At 51.8% G+C, this 1,756-nt stretch carries 1 protein-coding gene; it reads left to right on the forward strand.

Annotation, left to right across the window (positions count from 1 at the left end):
- The coding region (locus tag B5F39_RS13920) for an S-layer homology domain-containing protein (protein ID WP_343217594.1) at window positions 1–1,376 on the forward strand (1,376 nt) is incomplete at its 5' end.
- Window positions 1,377–1,756: the final 380 nt, after the last annotated feature.

Raw genomic sequence — 1,756 nt, forward strand, 5'->3', positions numbered from 1 at the left:
AAATCGCATTCAAGGGTGCCCAGCCGGCGACTCGTTATGAGATGGCGTCGATAGTGGCGCGCGCTCTCGTGACGGTTGACGCTGAAAAGGCTTCTAAGCAGGATATGGAACTCCTTAAGAAGCTCGTCATGGAATTCAAGGATGAGCTCGACGCCCTCGGCGTGAAGGTCGATTCCCTCGACAAGAGAGTCGCGGTGCTTGAGGACCGTCTCGGCGGATGGAAAGTGAACGGTCAGTTCTGGTTCGACGCCCGCTTCGCGAGCGGTACTGACGACGGACGGAACACTTATGGGTTCAATAACAATACCGACCGTGACGAAAACCAGTTTGGTTTCCGCTTCGCTCGTTTCATGCTCACGAAGTATATTGACGAGAATACGTTCTTCTATGGCCGTTTCCGCTTCAATGACGGTTCCGGCAAACTGGACAACTTCTTTGCCGATAAGTTCTTCGTTCAGACGAAGCTTCCGTGGGATATCACCTTCACGCTCGGTCGCGTTTACAGCGACTGGGAAGGCGACGCTGGACTCTACCACAGCGTAATGGGCGACCTCGAGGGTGGACTTTGGAAAGACCAGTACTACGACGGATTCAACTTCAAGAAGAGCTTCGGTATGCTTGATGCTGAACTCCTTATCGGACGTAACTTCGATATTCTCGACGGCGACGGCGATGATAACAATGAGTTTATGGAGTACGGTCTGAAACTTCAGGCGAACTTCAGCGAAAACTTCTATGCCGGCGTACAGGGAATCTATTTCCAGTTTGATGGCGATGAAAATTCTGTAACCAAAGGTGATGGTTTCTATCGCGATTACGCTGACGATTACCAGCAGTACGGCGCGTACCTCAGCTACAGCTTCACGCCGTCGATAGCTCTCCGCGGCTACTACTACTGGCAGGACCTCGGCGACAATGCCGCAGCTGGTGAAGAAGATAGCCCGATGGCGTGGAGCGCAATGCTCGACGTCAAACAGGATCTCCTCAAGTTCACCTCGCTGTGGGTGCAGTATGTCGAGCAGGACAACGCTTTTGTGGGACCGAGAGCGGCTGGTCAGTATCCTGCCCTCTTCGCCAGCGACCAGGCCGGAGCAATGGGTACCGACGGCACAAACAAGACGTGGCTCGTTACCGCCGAACAGCAGTGGGGCGAGAGCAAGTGGAGCAGCTTCCTCCAGTATGTCACCACCGACTGGGATCAGAGCGGAGTCGACGACACTGACCAGTACACAATCGGTATTGGCTATCAGTACACGCCGCAGATCAAGTTCTGGCTCGCTTATAACTACATCGACTATGGCGATGGAAACGGTTCGGAGAACGGCTATACCGGTAACGAAAGCGTAGTGCTCTTCCGTACCGCTATCGACTTCTAATTCAGCCTAGCTGATAACCTGAGAGAGACCCGAAAGGGTCTCTCTTTTTCTATCGGCAAAAGCTTCATCCTACGTATATTGATGTATTCAGCCGCTCATAACAACGAAACTGACATTCCTGCTAACAAATGCATAATATGCTCACTTAACTGCCGGCAAAAGACAGAGAGATTTGCCGTCATTCCGCGCTTGACGCGGAATCATGCGGCTTTTAGCTCCGATACGCCGCGATATACAACGACACTCGATGCCGGGTCAAGTCCGGCATGACGAGAACGATAACCTCTGCCTAAAGTTAAATGATATATTTCCGCAACGGCTCAGCACAATATACGCAGGATATATTCGCATGACTGAAATATAATGTTGCCGCTCATAAA

Origin of the sequence: Cloacibacillus sp. An23, from assembly GCF_002159945.1 — a bacterium.
Classification (GTDB): Bacteria; Synergistota; Synergistia; order Synergistales; family Synergistaceae; genus Caccocola.